10 protein-coding genes are annotated in these 15740 nt (G+C 67.7%); 1 reads left to right on the top strand and 9 read right to left on the bottom strand.

What is annotated here, in order from left to right:
* Nucleotides 1–415: 415 nt before the first annotated feature.
* The 8 genes from BP26_RS0116640 to BP26_RS0116605 form a co-directional block, all read right to left on the bottom strand.
* Nucleotides 416–1681 carry a tetratricopeptide repeat protein gene (locus BP26_RS0116640; protein ID WP_029921699.1) on the bottom strand — a complete coding sequence of 422 codons (1266 nt, stop codon included), beginning with the start codon at nt 1679–1681 and terminating at the stop codon, nt 416–418.
* Nucleotides 1678–2109: an ExbD/TolR family protein gene (locus BP26_RS0116635; protein ID WP_029921698.1), complete on the bottom strand. Its 432-nt coding sequence runs from the start codon at nt 2107–2109 to the stop codon at nt 1678–1680. Before BP26_RS0116635 ends, BP26_RS0116640 begins: the two co-directional genes overlap by 4 nt.
* A 36-nt stretch (nt 2110–2145) precedes the next feature.
* A complete protein-coding gene (locus BP26_RS0116630; RefSeq protein ID WP_029921697.1) occupies nt 2146–2571 on the bottom strand; it encodes an ExbD/TolR family protein in 426 nt (141 codons plus the stop codon).
* Nucleotides 2572–2596: 25 nt separating this feature from the next.
* Nucleotides 2597–3433, bottom strand: a complete 837-nt coding sequence (locus tag BP26_RS0116625) for a MotA/TolQ/ExbB proton channel family protein (RefSeq protein ID WP_036517176.1) — start codon at nt 3431–3433, stop codon at nt 2597–2599.
* A gap of 75 nt (nt 3434–3508) precedes the next feature.
* The gene (locus tag BP26_RS0116620; protein ID WP_029921695.1) at nt 3509–4138 is read right to left on the bottom strand and encodes an energy transducer TonB; all 630 of its coding nucleotides are present in this window, start codon (nt 4136–4138) and stop codon (nt 3509–3511) included.
* Nucleotides 4139–4436: 298 nt separating this feature from the next.
* The gene (locus BP26_RS0116615; protein ID WP_051749073.1) at nt 4437–7847 is read right to left on the bottom strand and encodes an alpha-L-rhamnosidase; all 3411 of its coding nucleotides are present in this window, start codon (nt 7845–7847) and stop codon (nt 4437–4439) included.
* A 79-nt stretch (nt 7848–7926) separates the two neighbouring features.
* The gene (locus BP26_RS0116610) at nt 7927–8853 is read right to left on the bottom strand and encodes an alpha/beta hydrolase (protein ID WP_169740727.1); all 927 of its coding nucleotides are present in this window, start codon (nt 8851–8853) and stop codon (nt 7927–7929) included.
* 52 nt (nt 8854–8905) lie between these two features.
* On the bottom strand, nt 8906–11452 hold the full coding sequence (locus BP26_RS0116605; RefSeq protein ID WP_084183166.1) for a TonB-dependent receptor: 2547 nt from the start codon (nt 11450–11452) through the stop codon (nt 8906–8908).
* Nucleotides 11453–11648: 196 nt separating this feature from the next.
* Here BP26_RS0116605 and BP26_RS0116600 point away from each other — a divergent pair, with 196 nt between their 5' ends.
* Nucleotides 11649–12272 carry a TetR/AcrR family transcriptional regulator gene (locus tag BP26_RS0116600; protein WP_029921691.1) on the top strand — a complete coding sequence of 208 codons (624 nt, stop codon included), beginning with the start codon at nt 11649–11651 and terminating at the stop codon, nt 12270–12272.
* 245 nt (nt 12273–12517) lie between these two features.
* Here BP26_RS0116600 and BP26_RS27740 read toward each other — a convergent pair whose 3' ends face one another.
* Entirely contained in the window at nt 12518–15682 is a 3165-nt protein-coding gene (locus BP26_RS27740; RefSeq protein WP_169740726.1) for a tannase/feruloyl esterase family alpha/beta hydrolase, read from the bottom strand.
* Nucleotides 15683–15740: the final 58 nt, after the last annotated feature.

Raw genomic sequence — 15740 nt, 5'->3', positions numbered from 1 at the left:
AATGCCCGTATGGTGTGGGCGATGCTCACCAGCGGCGAGTGCTACCGGCCGCCAGCCTTGGCGGCCTGAACACTCAAACCATTTTCCAGGAGGCTCACCACAGGCAACGCGAAGCGCATGACGCGGCAGGGACCAATGGTCAGACCTGCGCCGGAGAATTCCGAGTAGCCCGATGGCGAGGATTTACGCCTCTCATCCGACAGAGAACCCGGCGCGCGCGAAGTCACCCTGCGGGCCCGAGAGCAAGTCAGCACGCTCTCACCAGAGGCCGGATATACGGATGCAACCTTGCTTCCCCTACCACCGCGCCAGCGCTTGCACTTTGGGAGGAGTCCATATACGGGCTACGAGGATGGATGTTCCGGAGTCACGCCATGTGATGGGCCAGATCCTTCGCTGCGCTCAGGATGACAAATCAGGTGTTGCGCGCGCGGATGCTCCACAGGCGCGCCAGTTCGGCGGTGCCATCGGCACCGCGCACCGCGCTGAAACTCTTCAATGCATCGTCTTTCTTGCCGGCCAGCAGCTGGGCGTAGCCAAGGTGCAGGCGCGCCTCGTCGGCATTGGCGAGGCTGCCGCGGGCAACGCCCTGCTGGATCAGCGCCAGGCCCTTGTCGTAGGAGCCGTAACCGACGTGGTCGAGCCCGGTATTGACCAGGCTGTCGCCGCCGGATTTCGCGGCCGCTTCCTTCTCCGCGGCGGCGAGGCCGGCTTTGTCCTCGGCCATCTTGCGGCCGATCATGGCCTTGAGCCGGTTCTGGCGGTCGATGTCGCCGGCGGCGCCCTTGCCGAGCAGGCCGGCGGCGGTGCCGCGATCCATGAAGCGCTGCGCCTCGCCCGGCAGGCCCGCCTGCAAGGCCAGCTCGGTGGCGTCGATGTAGTCGGCGGCGCTGGCCAGGGTATTGGTCTGGCTGCGCAGGCGGTAGACATCCAGGCTCAGGCGCGGGGAAAAGCCGGAGCGGCCGGACACGCGTTCGATCAGGTCGCGCCAGTAGCTGTCCTTGGGGTAGTAGTTGACCAGCTGGGTGAGCGCGGTGACATAGCCCGCAGTGTCGTTCTGCTTGAGGGCGCAGCTGGCGAGCAACTGTAATTGATCTTCGGTGGGCGACTTGCCGGCTTTTTCCGCCGCCGCCAATTGCACCGACAGTTCCTTGGCGGCATCGCCGTAACGCCCGGCCAGGTACAGCACCTGCGGCAGCAGGCTCAGCATGGCCGGGTTGGCGCCGCCTTCATCGCGGTACTTGCCGATGGTCTCGATCACCTTGGGATAGTTGTGCGCGGTGTAGGCCTGGCTGCTGATCGCTTCCAGCGTGGCCAGCTCGTCCGCCTTCGGCATCAGGCCCGAAGCCAGCGCCGATTCGAAGGAGCGGATGGCGGTGGCGGAATCGCCGGCGCCGCCGGCGGCAGCGCCACGCATGCGGTCGACGATGTAGTGCTCGTAAGGCGTGAGGTTGGCGATGTGGGAGGCCTCGTCCACCTTGGCCAGGGCTTCCTTGTACTGCTTCTGCTGCATCAGGTCGCGCGCGGCCTGCAGGGGTTTGCCGACTTCTGCGCGCAGGCTGCTGCCCTTGTCGGCGGCCTTCTGCTCGGCTACGGCGCCGCCGGTGAACACGACGAGGCCGAAGCACAGGGTGGCCAGCGCGGCACGGCGGCGCAGGCGCGAACGGGTGTGGAAGATCATGGGAGGAATTGCTCGTTGCCGACGATGCCGATCTGGCGGATGCCCAGGCGTTGCGCGGAGGCCAGCACCTCCGCGACATATTTGTACTCGGCCAGTTTGTCCGGGCGGATGTGGAATTCGGGCTGGCGCGGCTGCTGCGCCGCGGTGCGGATGTGATCTTCCAGCGCGGCGCGATCGGCCAGGGCGGTGCCGTCCCACAGGATGGTGCCGTCGAAGTCGATCTCGACGTTGACCACCGGCGGGGGCGATGCCGGCGGTGGCGGGTTGCCGACCGGCATGTCCAGTTTCACCGCGTGGGTCTGCACCGGGATGGTGATGATCAACATGATCAGCAATACCAGCATGACGTCGATCAGCGGCGTGGTGTTGATGTCGACCACCACGTCGGGTTCGCCGGAGCTGTTGGGGCTGCCCAGGTTCATGGCCATGGTTGTGTTTCCTCGATGGAGCGGCGCGCGGCAGTGCTAGCCGCGCGGCGGCGGCTCGGTGATGAAGGCGATCTTGACGATGCCGGCGCGCTGGCAGGTGACGACCACCTCGCCCACGGCACGGTAGCGCACTTCCTGGTCGCCGCGGATGTGGATTTCGGGCTGCGGCACCTGCACGGCGATGGCCTTCATGCGCTCGAACAGGGTGGGCAGGTCCGGCACCAGGCGTTCGTTCCAGAATACCTGGCCGTCGCGGTTGACCGCGATGATGATGTTCTCCGGCTTGGTCTGCGTCGGCTGGTTGCGCTCCGCCGGGAGCTGTACCGGCACGGTATGGGTCACCACCGGGATGGTGATCAGGAAGATGATCAGCAACACCAGCATGACGTCGACCAGCGGCGTGGTGTTGATCGAGGACATGACCTCGTCTTCTTCCGATGGCGAACCCAGTTGCATGGCCATGGCCTGTCTCCCCGCGCGCCGTGCTTCAGGCCGCCTGCTTCATCTGCGCTTCGACGCGGCCGCCGGAGAGCAGGACGGAGTGCAGGTCGGAGGAGAAGGCGCGGACTTTTTCCATCGCCGCCTTGTTGCGGCGGACGACCAGGTTGTAGCCCATCACCGCGGGCACCGCGACGGCCAGGCCGATGGCGGTCATGATCAGCGCCTCGCCCACCGGGCCGGCGACCTTGTCGATCGAGGCCTGGCCTGAGATGCCGATGGCGGTGAGGGCGTGGTAGATGCCCCACACGGTGCCGAACAGGCCGACGAAGGGGGCGGTGGAGCCCACCGTGGCCAGCACGGCGAGGCCGTTCTGCAGGCGGCTCTGGATTTCCTCGACGGCGCGGCCCACCGACATGGTGATCCAGGTGCTGAGGTCGATCTGCTCGACCAGGGTGCCTTCATGATGCTGGTTGGCGGTCATGCCGCGGTCGGCGATGTACCAGAACGGCGTGCCTTCCTTCAGCGCCGCCTTGCCTTCCTGCAGGCTACGCGCGCTCCAGAAGCGGCTGTTGGCCAGCTTGGCCTGGGCCATCACCTTCTGCTGGTCGATGATCTTCACCACCATGATGTACCAGGTGGAGGCCGACATGATCAGCATGATGACCAGCACGCCGCGGGCGATGGCGTCGCCGCCTTTCCACAGCGCGTCGAGACCGTAGGGATTGGCGATCTTGGCAATGCCGGCGTCCGCGGCGGGAGCGGCCGGCGCTTCGGCGGTTTGCGCCTGCGCCGCGGGGGCGACCAGCACCAGGCCCGGCAGCACGGCGGACCAGGCCAGCAGGAGGCCTGCGGAAAGCGACTTGAAGCGTGCGCGCAATGACATGGAAAAAACCTCCGGAGCGGACAACTCGTTTACTGCAATCAGCGGGGCAGCGCCTGCCTGGCCAGGGCGCCTTCGCTATTCGGGGATCTGCCAGGTGTATTTCATGCTGGCCCAGGCCTGTTCGGGGACGCCGTTGAAGCTGCCGGGGGTGAACTTGCAGCGGCTCAGCGCATTGCGCGCGGCTTCGTCGAGACGCGCGAAACCGCTGGTGGTCTGTACCTTGCTCTCCACCACCTTGCCGTCGGTGCCGATCATGAAGGCCAGCGTCACCGTGCCGCTCTCGCCCATGCGCAGCGAGGCCGGGGGATAGTCCGGCTCGCGGCAGTTGCGCTTGGCGTCGATCACCGGCGGCACATGCGCCGGACCATTGGCGGCGGCGCTGTGCACCGGCGCCGGCGCCTGCAACGGGCGCTGCGTGGTGACCACGGCGATGGCGGCGGGCGGCGGCGGTTGCTGGATGACGATTTCCGGCGGCGGCACGAAGGTCGGCACCGGCGGCGTGAACTTGGGCGGCGGCGGTGGCGGCGGCGGTTCCTTGGGATGGATTTCCTGCAGGATCTTGGTCTCGATCGGCGGCGGCAGCAGCTCGATGGTCTTGTGCGACAGGCCGGCGACCAGCAGGTAGACGACGGCCACGTGCAACAGGATGACGAAGCCGATGCCGGCGGCGCGTTGACCCTGGTCCTGGCGCTGACCCAACTGCATGACCTCGTCTCCTCCACGGGTCCGATCAGCGCAGGCGGCAATCGGTCCGCGAATATCCGGCGCCGACATCTGGAGGCCGGTCACCGTGTTAATTTCATATTATGGGATGATATTTTATATAATGGGAATTAATGAGTCAAGGGATTTGGCGTAAAAAATACGCACGCTCTTGCGCAAGTCCGCTTGCCGGCGTGGAGGTTTTTCGAAGGGAACTTCGACGCGACGCGCGCGATCGACACCGCCATGACGGCGTTACGGGATGGCCCTGTCCGCCGCGCGCCTTCGGGCGCGCGCGTTATCAGGACAAGGGAGCAGCGGCGGGTCCGGCGCTGTCGCGGCCTTCGAAGCGGTAACTGCCGGGGCCGGTGCGATACACGGCGTACTGGCCGTCCAGGCGCAGGAACTCCACGCCTTGCGGTTGCGCAGCGGGCCGCACGCCCGCGGCGGGCAGCCAGATTTCAGCGCTGCATCCCTGCGGGATGCGCGCTTCGAGCAGCAGCTTGCCCGCTTCGCGCTTCCAGTACGATTCGATGTTGCCTTGCGGTGCGCGCACCGTGCCGCGCACCCACTCGAGCCCGGCAGGCGGATTGGGCTTGATGAGAACCCTGGCGTAGCCCGGTTCGCCGGCGCGGATGCCGGCAAGGCTCTGGTAGAAGTACGAGCTGACCGAACCCCAGTAGTGGTGATCGTAGGAGCGCGAGGAGAGTTCCCAGCCTTCGGCCATGGTGGAAAGGCCGCTCTCCAGCCAGAAGCCCCAGCTCGGCATGGTGGTGCTGGTGGCAACGGCGTACGCGGTGTCGGCGTAACCGTAGTCGCCGAGCATGGTCATGACGTAGCGGCCGGCATAGACGCCGGTGCCGAGGTGGTAGCCGCGCGACACGATGTCCTCGTTGATGTGCCCGACCACCGCGGCTTCCTCGCCGGCCGGCACCAAGCCGAAGGCGACCGCCAGCACGTTGGGGGTCTCGGCGTAGGGACGGATTTCGCCGCTGGCGCTCTTGTTGCGGTACAGGTGCGCGGCGCCGTCCCAGTAGCGCGTGTTGTAAGCGGTCCGCACGCGCGCGGCCAGGGCGCTGTAACGTGCCTGGTCTTCGCTTTTGCCGAGCAGGCCGGCGCTGCGCGAGAGCAGGTCCAGCATGTGATAGTAGTAGGCCGTGGCGGTGGCGTCGACCGGGCCGCTGGGCTGGCGCATCGCCGCTTCCATCAGGCCGCCGGGCGGCAGCACGGCGGCGTATTCGCCGAGGAAGGGATTGTTGGGATTGTTGTAGGCCAGGCTGTCGGGCGTGAAGTAAGTCGCGGTGTAGTCGAGCAGCTTCTTCTGCGTGTCGTACATCTGCGCCAGGATCCGCCGGTCGCCGTAGGCCAGGTACATTTCCCAGGGCAGCACCAGGGTGGCCGCGTCCCAGGACGGCACCGCGCCCCAGATCATGTTCCAGCCCGGCGAGTTCTCGTAGCTGTAGTAGGGCGTGGACGGCACGATCTTGGGGATCTCGCCTTTCGGCGATTGCGCGTCGCGGAAGTCGCCGAGCCACTTGGTCCAGACCCGCGCCACGTCGAAGTTGATGACCGAGGCCAGCGCCGAAGCCTGGGCGTCGCCGGTCCAGCCGTTCTTCTCGTAGGTCGGCGTGTCGGTCTGGTTGCCGTACATGTTGTTGAGGATGGTCGCGCGCGCCGCAGCCTGGATGCGGTTGAGCAGCTCGCTGGAGCTTTCGAACGAGGCGTTCGAGCGCACCGTGGAGTGCATCACCTCGCCTTCCAGCGCGTCCAGCGTCGGCACGCCGGGGTAGCCGCTGACTTGCACGTAGCGGAAGCCCTTGTAGCTGAAGGACGGCGTCCAGCTTTCCGGGCCGCCGCCGGCGAGCACGTACTGGTCGGTCTGCAATTGGGTATCGACCAGGCCGCTGGCGATGGCCACGGTGCCGTCGGTATTGAGCTTTTCGGTCTGCACCAGGGTGATGTGGGTGCCTTTCGGGCCGGTGGCGGAGAGGCGCAGGCGGCCGGCGAAGATGCGGCCGAAGTCGAAGACGTAGATGCCGGGGCTGGGCTGGCTGACCGATACGGGGCGGATCTTGCCGACCACGCCGACCGGTTCCTGCGCGGCGGCGTGCAGGGCACCCTTCGGCCCGGCGACGACGTTGGCCGCGGCCCAGTGGCTGTCGTCGAACCCGCTGGCCTGCCAGCCGGCGGGCAGCAGGCGCGCATCGTGGTGCTCGCCGCCGAATACCGAGTCGTAGCGGGTGGGGCCATCCACCGTGCGCCAGCTGCCGTCGCTGGCGACGGTGAACAGGCGGCCGTCTTCAAGCCGCACTTCGAGCTGCGCCAGCAGCGCCGGAGCCGCATGCCAGGGCGCCATGTGCCAGTACCATTCGCTCGGCTCGGTGGCGCCGTACCAGCCATGGCCGAGTTCGGCGCCGAGGACGTTGTTGCCCTGCGCCAGCAGGGCCGTGACATCGAAGCTGCGGTACAGCACGCGCTTGCCGTAGTCGGTATAGCCGTCCTGCAGGGCTTCGCCGATGGTGTGGCCGTTGAGACTGACGCGGGGCAGGCCGCCGCCGGCGACATAGAGGCGGCCCGAGGCGACGCGGCCCGGCAGGTCGAAGGCCTTGCGCAGCAGCGGCGCGGGCGTACCGATCGGCAGCACCAGGTCCTTGTCCGGCACGCCGGCGGCGACCTGCAGGCCATCGGCGGTGACGGTGCCGCCGGTGAAGGGATTGGCGCCGCCGGCGAAGTCGGCGTGGAAGTCCTGCCCGCCGCCGGCCTGCACCGACACCGCGTGGATCACGGCGGCGTCCGCCGCGGACGCGATCATGCCGATGGTGCCGCTGGCCTGGGCGGCGTCGGTCAGCGTGTCCACCGTGGCGCCGTCGACCGAGGTGACGAGGCTGCTGCCTTGCGCATCGACCTGCAGGACGTGCTTGCGCGCCTTCCACTCCGCCACCGTGGCGGACAGGCTGATGGTGCGCAGGGTCTGGATGTTGACGCGGGAGCTGCTGCCGCCGGCGTAGCGCCGCACCTGCTCCAGCAGGCGCACCTGGCCGCCGTCGGTGCTGAGCTTCCACAGGTAGGCTTCGCCGTAGGTCTTGCCGACCGGGCGGGCGCGGAACAGGAAGCCGAGTGCGTTGCCGTTCAAGGTGAAATCGAAACTGATCCGCGCGTCGTGCCAGTCGTGATCGGCATTGAGGCGGCCGGAGATCCACTGCGCCGACCAGTCCTTGGACTCGAGCAGGCCGCTTTCCCACCAGGAAGGCTCGCTCCATTCGGAGGGGCGGCCCTGCCCGTCCCACACCCGCACCTGCCAGTAGCAGCGCTGGCGCGAAACCAGCGGCGTGCCGGCATAGGCGATCTGCGAGGAGTCGGTGGAAGCGATCTCGCCGCTGTCCCACAGCGCCGCCGCGGGCAGCGCGTCGACCGAGGCGGCGACACGGACCTGGTAGGCGCTCTGCATGCCGTCGCCGTCGCTGTTGGGCAGATGCCAGGACAGACGCGGCCTGGGCACGTCGATGCCCAGGGGTTCGCGCGCGTACTCGGCGCGCAGTTCATAAGGTGTGGACTGCTTCGACACCGGCTCATCCTGCGGCGCGTCGGAGGAACGGGCAGCGCTGTCCGCCGGCAGTTGCGCGGTCTGGGTGCAGGCCGGCAGCGACAGGCAGGCCGCCATCAGGGCGACGGTATGAAAACCCAGGCGGGAACCGCACCGGAAACTGTTCAAAATGGCTTCTCCTCCAACCGGGGCGTCCGCTCGGGCGGCACCCTTGTGCATTGCATCCGTTCCGGCGCCGCGGCGCAATCTACTTCTTCGCCTTCAGCAGGCCTTGTTTGTCGAGCCACGCGCCGAACTGGTCGACCCAATGGTCGCTGTCGCCACCCTGCTGCTTCATGCCGAAGCCGTGGCCGCCCTTGTCATAGATGTGTGTCTCCACCGGGTGGCCGGCCTGCTGCCAGGCCGCCTGCAGCGGCTGGGCGCCGATGTCGGTCAGGGCGTCGTCGCTCGCGGCGGCGATGAACAACGGCGGCGCATCCTTGGGCACCTTGCCGATGTCCCAGGGGCCGGGGTAAATCGCGCCGGCAAAGTCGGGACGGCTCTTCGCGTCGTGCTGCAGGGCGATGCCGGTGACGACCACGCCGCCGGCGGAGAAGCCGAGGATGCCGACGCGGTCGGGCACGACATGCCACTCCTTTGCGCGCTGGCGCACCAGGCGCATGGCCTGCTGCGCGTCGGCGATGGCCGGAGGGCCGAGGCGCTTCATCTCGTCGTTGATGCCGGGACCGAACAGCGGCGCCAGCAAGGCGCCGAGCTGGCCGGCGAAGTCGCCGTCGTCGGCGGGCGTCGGCATCACCCGGTAGCGCAGGACGAACGCGGCGATGCCGTGGGCGCTGAGCCAGCGGGCGACTTCCAGGCCTTCGGTGTCGATGCTGAGGAAACGGAAGCCGCCGCCGGGACAGACCACGATGGCGGTACCGGTGGCAGTGCCGGCTTCGGGCAGGAAAGGCTGCAGCGTCGGTCGCGTGACGTTGCGCACCACGCGATCGCCTCCGGGCATCTCGGTATCCTGCTCTTTCAGGTCCGCGGCGCTGGCGCCCGGCGGCAGGCCCTGCCACACCGGAATCAGGGGCGCCGCTGCGGCGACCGGAGCGTCGGCGCCGGCGCCCGCCGCGTACGCTGCCAGCAGGACACCGAACGCGCCAACGCCGAACTTCATTGCCGTTGCCGCCATGCACCGTCCTCCCTGTCCCTCCGCCGTCCTCGTACTACGCCGTACCATGTTCTCAGAACCTGCCGTCGAGCGAGACGCCGAAGAAGCGGTAGGACTCGGTGGAGACGGCCTGGCCGACGGTGTCGATGCCCGGTGAGGTCGCCGAGGCGAACAGGTAGGGCGAGAACAGGAAGGCCGGATTGTAGGCGTTGAAGATGTTGCGGCCGAAGAACGAGATGCCCCACTTGTCGTCGGGATCGCGCAGGCCGATGCGCATGCCGACGATGGCGTGGTTGCCGGTGTGGTCGCGGGTATCGGTGGAAGCCTCGTAGCGGATATCGGTCTTGTAGACCACGTCGGTCGAGATGAAGGCGCTCATGTACTGGTTGAGGTCACGCTGGTAGGTCGGCGTCAGGGTGAACTTGAACTTGGGCGCGGCGATCAGCTGGGTGCCGCCCACGTCTTCGAGCGCGCCGGTGGTGTTGGGGCAGTTCGGACCGACCTGCGAGCAGCCGGTGAGGTAGCCGTGCGGATAGGTGACGCGGTTGTAGATGAAGCCGCCGTTGAGGATCAGCCCCGGCGCCAGGAAGCCGAACAGGTCCAGCTCCGCGCCCTCGGTGAGCACGTGCGGGATGTTGTTGGGGATGGAGCCGTTGGCGGTGAAGACGGAGGACTGGAAATCCTTGATGGTGGTGTGGAACAGGTTGAAGTTGGCGGCGAAGGCGCCGCGCAGCAGCGTGGTCTTGACGCCCGCCTCGTAGTCCATCGGGTATTCCGGCTTGACCAGCGAGATCGAGGCCGGCGTCGGCAGCGATACACCGCTCGTGCTGATGCCGGGCACGACATTGGGCGGATTGAACACGATCTGCGGGCCCTTGTAGCCGCGCGAGGCGGTGGCGTACACCATCATGTGCCTGGTGACGTCGTACTGCATGCCGCCGCGCCAGGAGATGTTCTTCACCGCGTCGGCGCCGTTGAGCGGTTCGTTCAGGGGAACCGAGGCCAGCGTGGCGCTATTGAACAGGGATGCAAGAGGCGGGGCGACGAGGCCCAGGATCGGCGCCAGGTTAGCCGAGACGCCGAGGTAGGAGGTTGACGACATGCCGACATCGTCGCGGGTGGCGCGCACACCGGCGATCCAGCGCCATTTGTCGGTGACGCGCAGGGTGGCTTGCCCGAACAGCGCCGCGCTCTTCAGGCTGGCGACGTACTCGTTGGGCTGGTACAGCGCCAGCGTGTCCTTCAGGCAGATGCCGAGGCCGGTGCAGGGCGAGATCGGCACGAATCCCGATAACAGCGAGGCCAGGGTATCCCCGCCGATGGTCTGGCTGAGGAAGTTCGGCACATTGGACTTGGAGTAGAAGAAACCCGCCACGTACTCAAGCTGCTGCCCGGTGGGCGAGGCGATGCGCAGCTCCTGCGAGATGACCTTGTTGTCGAAGGTATTGCCGTTGCCGAAGTAGTTGCCCGGCAGGCCGTCGACGTCGATGACGCCGTTCTGGGTATAACGGCGGCCGGCGGTGATCGAGGTGACGGTGAAGTCTTCGAACTTGTAGTCGATCTGCGCCGACAGGCCCCAGGCGCCGCTCTTGTTGTAGGTGGGATCGGCGCCGCAGGCGGTGCGCGCGTCGTACGAAGCGATGGTGCCGCCGCAGCCGGGGATCGGCACCGGCTGGCCGGTGCTGGCGTCGTTGTAGCGCGAGAACAGGATGTAGAGCTGCTGCGTGGTGCTGGACTTCTCGTAGTCGCCGATCAGGTTGAAGCTGAGTTCCGGCGTGGGCTCCCACAGGAAACGCGCGCGCGCGCCATTGACCCAGGCGGTGCTGTCCTCGTTGCGCGGGACGTTGTGGATCAGCCCCTTCTCGTAGCTCTGGCCGACGCTGATGCGCAGCGCCGCGTCGCTGCTGATCGGCAGGTTCACCGCGGCCTGCAGCAGGCGGTGGCCGTATTCGAAGCCCAGGTCGGCATGGCCCATGACCTCGAACCTGGACGGGTCCGGCGCATTGGTGGTGACGCTGATCACGCCGGCCGAAGCATTCTTGCCGAACAGGGTGCCCTGCGGTCCGCGCAGTACTTCGATGCGGCTGACGTCGAACAGGTTTACCGCCGGCGCCTTGCCCAGCACCACGCCGTCGGCGACGTAGGACACGGCCTGTTCGGCGGTGACGCTGAAGGAGTTGGTGGAGATGCCGCGGATGCTGATGCGCGTGTCGGGATTGCCCGGCTCGCCGTTGGTCTCGATGGCGGGGACGGCGCGGCTCAGTTCGCTGACCTGGGTGATGTTCTGCGCGCGCAGCTGCGCCTGGTTGACCACCGTCACCGCCAGAGGCACGTCCTGCAGCTTTTCCTTGCGCTTCTGTGCCGTCACCACGATTTCGTCGATCTTGGTGACCTTGCTTGCGCCGGAACCGGAGCTGGCGTTGTCAGAGGCGGCATCCGCCGGCGCCGGCGCGGGGGCCGCGGCAACCGGGGTGGACGAGGACTGCGCGGTATCCGCGGGCGGCGGCTCGTCGGCCGCAACGCGCAGGGCCGGCCACAGGCACAGCAGGGCGGTCAATCCGCAAACCGGCAAAGCCGGGGTGACACGACGCGTGCGTGCGCTCTCGCTGCCAGCTCTCATACCGCCTCTCCTCCCTCGTTATGGATGCTTCTCCGGCACCGGCCTTGCCGACAACAATTTCATTAGCCGTATGTATAATGAAAATAATCATAGCGCATGCCGGACGAATGTCAAACGCTTCATCGACGATTCACGCTACAACCGCGTCCGTGGCAGGCGCGGCATGGTCGCGTGCGCACGACGGGCGGCGACGGCGATGAAATCCAGTTCCCGCACCGTGCAGAAGGAGGCTACCCGCGCGGCGATCCTGCAGTCGGCGCTGCTGGTCTTTTCCGAACGCGGCTTCGACGGCAGCTCGACCCGCGATATCGCCGCGCATGCCGGCGTGCACCACGCGTTGATCAAGTATCACTTCGGCAGCAAGGACACGCTGTGGCGCGCGGCGGTAACCTTCCTGTTCGAGCGCCAGGCCGCCGAGATGAGCTTCGACATGCCGCCCGGCAAGCTCGACACGCGGCAGCAGCGCCGCGACTACGCGCGCCTGGTGCTGCGCCACTACGTGCTGTACTGCGCGCGCCATCCCGAGCACGCGCGCCTGATGATGCAGGAGAGCCTGCGCGACAGCGAACGCCTGCAATGGGCCACCGATACCTTCATCGCCGGCATTGCCCGCGGCTCCGAGCGCTTCGTGCGCATGCTGCAGCGCGAAGGCGTGCTGCCGGACGTATCGGTGCCGGCCCTGGTCTACATCATCGTCGGCGCGGCGCAGCCGTTCTACACGCTGGCACCGGAGGTGCGCCGTGTCTGGGGCATCGACCCCGCCGCCGACTCGGTCATCGCCGCGCATATCGACGCACTGCTGGCGGTGCTGGTGCGCTGACCGGCGGTACGGAAACGCCGGTTCAGCGGTGCGCAGCTGCCGGCTGCGGCACGATGCCCATGCCCGCGCGCAGTCGGCTTATCGATACCACGAGGTACCTGATCGAAGCGCCGGCGCGGAATGCCCCGATGTGACCGGGCACCAGGACTGAATGTTCGGGACATTCGCCAACCCGCGCGCGGATCAGCGCGACGAGATCGCCGAAGTCCCCTTCCGGTCCCGCCCCGGTCACGGGCTCACAAGCCTCAGTCCGCGCGGCAGACGAAGTTCCCGGCCTGGTCGCTGGAGCCCTTGCCGGTCCAGTGCGCGGTCTTCGGATACGGGCACAGCGGACGCGTCCGCACCGGGTCGCCGGGCGGGAAGCCGAGGAACTGCGCGTAGTCGTTGGCGTACTTGGTGGCCAGGATGTCCGCCGGCGGTGTCTTCTTCTCGATCCACTGCGTCAGAGAACCCAGCATGTCGAAGGCGTTGGGGCCGGGGCCGGCGAGGCAATGGCTCATGCCCGGGACCAGATAGAAGCGCATGAATGCATCGGTGGCCGGGCCGCCCACCTTGGCCCGCACCTGCTGGTAGTAGTCGATGCTGTTCAGCGGCGAGATCGCCGCGTCGCCCCAGCCGTGGTACATGATCAGCTTGCCGCCGCGCTTGGCGAAGGGACGCAGGTCCGGCTGGGAGCTGAGGATGGAATCGGTGCGCGCCGAAGCCGTGGCGAGGTCCTTGTCGAAGTCGAGGCTGGACAGGCTCCAGTCCGGCTTCTCGAACACCATGTTGCGGAAGAACTCGGTGGAGAAGAACGCCTGCTCCGAGGTGGGGCCGGTGATCCACTGGTTCCACTGCACCGCCTCGCTGCCCGGCGGGAATCCGGGTCCGAGCGACTTGCCGGTGCGCGGGCTCTTCGGGCCCTGGTAGATCTTGCGCGCGGTCTGCACCTGCGCGGCGGTGAGGCAGTCCTCGCGGTCGCCCGCCGCGCACTGCACCGTGGCCGGATCGAACTTGCAGCGGCGCGGGTCTTCCAGCACGCCGTCCTTGACGCCGTCCAGCGCGTCGCACTTCTTCATCACCGCATCCTGCAACACGCTCAGCTTGGCAGCCGGCAACGTGGCTTCCGGCGTGGCGGTGTTGGCCAGGGTGTTCCAGGCGAACTGGCCCATCAGGCGGGTCCAGGGATTCGCCGGCGCGCCGGCGATGATGCCGTCGTAGTCCTCGGGGAAGCGATAGGCTTCCATCAGCGCTTCGCGGCCGCCGTCGGAGCAACCTTCGAAGATGGCATGCTGCTGCGCCTTGCCGTAGTAGGACAGCAGCAGGGCCTTGCCGGTCTCCGCGGTGAGATGGTTGGCGCGGTAGCCATAGTCCTTCATCTTTTCCGGCTGTCCCAGCGCCCAGTCGGCACCGACTTCGTTGCCGCTGCCGTCGCCGCTGTGGCCGCCGTCGGTGCCGGCGGCGACGTAGCCCCTGGCCACCGCGCCGCGCATGTAGATGTAGGGCGAGGTGAAGGTGCCGGCGTAGCCGCCGTTGCCGGCGCCGATGAACTTGCCGTTCCACTGGTCCTGCGGCGGCAGCCACACTTCGATGCGGATCTGCGAACTGGGCGTCGGCGCCAGCGTCGCCTGGACGCGGCAGAACGCGGCCTGCACCGGCAAGGGCGGCACGCCCTTGATGCCGAGGTCGAGTGTGTCGGTCGGCGCCAGCGACTGGGCCGCATCGACGTGCACCGCATCCATCTTGAAGTTCTGCAATGCCGCGCAGGCGGCATCGGCCGGGTTGACGGTCTGCGCCACCGGAGCCGCGGCGACAGCGCCGCTCCCTGCCTGGGCGAAGTGGCTGGCGATGGCCGCCAGCCTGGCGTCGCCGGCGGTGGCGGGGGCGGCGCCCGCTTCGGGCGAGAACTCCAGCAACTGGTCGGTCTTGCTCGTATAAGCCGGCCATGCGGCGTGACCGGCCGCAGCGGGCGTGCCGGTGGCGGCGAAGGAAATCCAGTAGTCGCCGACCAGCTGCGCCATGGCACGGTCGGCATCCGACACCGCTTCGCCCGTCGCGGCGAGATTGCCGAAGACGTAGGGCACATCGGTTGCATGCGGCGCGCCTTTCAGCGACTTGCGCTTGCCTTCGGCGACATAGTTGAAGCGGTACAGGTAGGTATGGTCGTGGTCGCCGCCGGCGTCCGCCGCGCCGGCGAGGAAATGCGCCGGCTCGACGAAGATGAAGTCGTTGGCGAAGTAGGTGTCGAAGGCATCCTTGCTGCCGTAGGCCGCCTTGATCTTGTCCAGGTCGGGAGCGAGGCGCGGCGAGAACTCGGCGATCATCGGCCGCAGGAAGAAGCTCGGCAGGAAGCCCAGTTCGTTGCTGTTGGCACCGACGATGTACGGCACCTTGGCCTGCTTGCCGGCGGCGAAGCCGCCCGCCACGTCGCCCGTGACGATGCGGCCGTCGACCATCGGACCGCTGTACGTGGCCTTCTCGTTTTCGAGCATGCTGATGCTGCCCAGCACCTTGGCCGCCGGCAGCGCGCGCAGGGCGGCGAGATCGTCGCCGGCCACGCCGGCCTTGACGGCGAAGGCCTTGGCCACGGTCTCGGCCGGAACCGGAGTGCCGACCGGCACCGGGGTCTTGCCGTCGCCGCGCAGTTGCGGCCAGATCGAGCGGCCGCCACCGGAGGAGACGATGGCCTTGTGGAACAGGCCGCGCGCCTGCGGCGCCAGCATCAGGATGTTGACCGACTCGCCGCCGGCTGATTCGCCGTAGATGGTGACGTTGCCTGGATCGCCGCCGAAGGCGGCGATGTTGCGCTTGACCCATTGCAGGGCCGCGATCTGGTCCATGAAACCGTAGTTGCCGACCGGGGCGTCGGGGCTTTCCACGCTCAGGGCCGGATGGGCGAAGAAGCCGAAGCGGCCGAGGCGGTAGTTGAAGCTGACCACCACCGCGCCGCGCGCGGCGAGCAGGCCGCCGTCGGTGACCTTGGCGGTGCCGGAGCCGCTGACGAAACCGCCGCCGTGAAGCCATACCAGCACCGGCAGCTTCTTGCCGGCATTGGCCGGAGCCCACACGTTCAGGTAAAGGCAGTCCTCGCTCAGCGGCTGGGTCGATGCCGTCTTGTCCCAGGACATGCGGTTCTGCATGCAGTCGTTGCCGTAACGGGTGGCGTCTCGCACGCCGCTCCAGGCTTCGGGTGCAGCCGGCGCGCGCCAGCGCAACGCGCCAAGCGGCGGCGCGGCATAAGGGATGTTCTTGAACGAGGCGATGGTGCCTTCATGCACACCCTGCAGCGCACCGCCGTCGACATGCACCACGTCCTGCAGCGCATCGGCATGCAGGATCGCCGGCATCGCCAGGGTCGCCGCGCCAAAAACGGCCGCGCACCAACCCGCCCACATCGAACCCGTCCTTGTCGGACGCTTGCTGCTCGCCATCGCCGCCTCCATTTGCATGCACCGTGGTTCGCGGTCGATGCGGGGCCTCGCGCAATGC

It is taken from the genome of Nevskia soli DSM 19509 (assembly GCF_000711955.1).
Lineage (GTDB): Bacteria > Pseudomonadota > Gammaproteobacteria > Nevskiales > Nevskiaceae > Nevskia > Nevskia soli.
The sequence above is the reverse complement of the archived record's forward strand: the minus strand, read 5'-3'. Positions and strand labels throughout refer to the sequence as shown.

What these genes read in the sequence shown, in the direction of transcription:
- BP26_RS0116640 (WP_029921699.1), bottom strand. Translation starts at nt 1,681, where the DNA reads ATGATCTTCCACACCCGTTCGCGCCTGCGCCGCCGTGCCGCGCTGGCC.
- BP26_RS0116635 (WP_029921698.1), bottom strand. Translation starts at nt 2,109, where the DNA reads ATGGCCATGAACCTGGGCAGCCCCAACAGCTCCGGCGAACCCGACGTG.
- BP26_RS0116630 (WP_029921697.1), bottom strand. Translation starts at nt 2,571, where the DNA reads ATGGCCATGCAACTGGGTTCGCCATCGGAAGAAGACGAGGTCATGTCC.
- BP26_RS0116625 (WP_036517176.1), bottom strand. Translation starts at nt 3,433, where the DNA reads ATGTCATTGCGCGCACGCTTCAAGTCGCTTTCCGCAGGCCTCCTGCTG.
- BP26_RS0116620 (WP_029921695.1), bottom strand. Translation starts at nt 4,138, where the DNA reads ATGCAGTTGGGTCAGCGCCAGGACCAGGGTCAACGCGCCGCCGGCATC.
- BP26_RS0116610 (WP_169740727.1), bottom strand. Translation starts at nt 8,853, where the DNA reads ATGGCGGCAACGGCAATGAAGTTCGGCGTTGGCGCGTTCGGTGTCCTG.
- BP26_RS0116605 (WP_084183166.1), bottom strand. Translation starts at nt 11,452, where the DNA reads ATGAGAGCTGGCAGCGAGAGCGCACGCACGCGTCGTGTCACCCCGGCT.
- BP26_RS0116600 (WP_029921691.1), top strand. Translation starts at nt 11,649, where the DNA reads ATGAAATCCAGTTCCCGCACCGTGCAGAAGGAGGCTACCCGCGCGGCG.
- BP26_RS27740 (WP_169740726.1), bottom strand. Translation starts at nt 15,682, where the DNA reads ATGGCGAGCAGCAAGCGTCCGACAAGGACGGGTTCGATGTGGGCGGGT.